Here is a 1074-nt window from a genome sequence, read left to right as displayed (position 1 = left end):
TGGAGGCGTCGACCATGGTGGTCGGGGCGAAGGCCTCCTTCGGGAAGTCCTTGCCGTCCTTGAGCTTGTGGTACATCGTCTGTACGGCCAGGGCGCCGACGTCCTTGCCGTTGATGAAGAGTGCGGCCTTCATCCCGGAGGGCTTGTCAGAGCTCCAGTTCTTGCAGGCCAGATAGGCGCCGAGACCCACACCGATCACGTTCTCCGCCTTGAAACCGGCGTTCTCCAGCGCGGTGACCCCACCCTGGACGTTCTCGTCATTGCAGCCCCACACCACCCAGTGCTTCACGGAGGGGTTCGCGGTGATCGTCGCCGCGATCTTGTCCTGCGCACCCGTCGGCGAGTTGTCCGTCGGCACATCGATGTTCTGAACCGGTGCGCCGGCGCCATCGGTGAACGCCTTCTTCGACGCGTTCACCCGGTCGGTGCAGACGGTGACGTCCTGCTTCCACGCCGAGATCGTCCGGGTCTCCGCGGGGTTCCAGCCGGCCTTCTTGAACTCCTCGGCCGCCCGCTTCCCGACCTCACCACCCATCTGCTGACCACTGAAACCGATACGAGGCACCAACGCGTCGGCGCCGCAAGAAGACGGATCAGGACCCGTGCCGCAGATCTGGTCGTCCGACGTCAACAGCGCCACCTTGGCATCCTTCGCCAACTGCACCACCTGCGGCCCCACCGCCGGATCCGGAACCACCACGATCAACCCGTTGCTCTTCTGCGAGATCGCCGCCTGCGCCTCACCAACCGTCTTGTTCGCGTCATTGCCCAGATTCACGATCTTCAGATCGATCCCCAGCTGAGCCGCCTTCGCCTTCGCACCGGCGGCCTCACCGATGAAGTACTCCTGATCGCCCTGCTTCTGAAGATAGGTCAGAGAGATCTTCCCCTCGACCTTCCCCACGTCCGAGCTCCCGCCCGTCGCCTCCTGACCACTGGAGCACGCCGACAGGACGAGCATCGAAGCCAGACCCAGAGCCACAACGGCTACCGGTCGGCGGTGGTGGTGAGTGAACATGTCGTTCCCTTTACTTGGACGGGTCGCACAACAGCGGCCAGTGAGACACGTGCGAG

At 64.0% G+C, this 1074-nt stretch carries 1 protein-coding gene; it reads right to left on the bottom strand.

The window, feature by feature from the left end:
• Window positions 1-961: substrate-binding domain-containing protein (locus tag ACIRO3_RS36880; protein ID WP_404144144.1), on the bottom strand; the 961-nt coding region annotated here is incomplete at its 3' end.
• Window positions 962-1074 lie beyond the last annotated feature (113 nt).

Source organism: Streptomyces sp. NPDC102278 (assembly GCF_044766345.1).
Taxonomy (GTDB): domain Bacteria; phylum Actinomycetota; class Actinomycetes; order Streptomycetales; family Streptomycetaceae; genus Streptomyces.
Note: the sequence above shows the minus strand (reverse complement) of the source record. Positions and strands in the feature narration are given on the sequence as shown.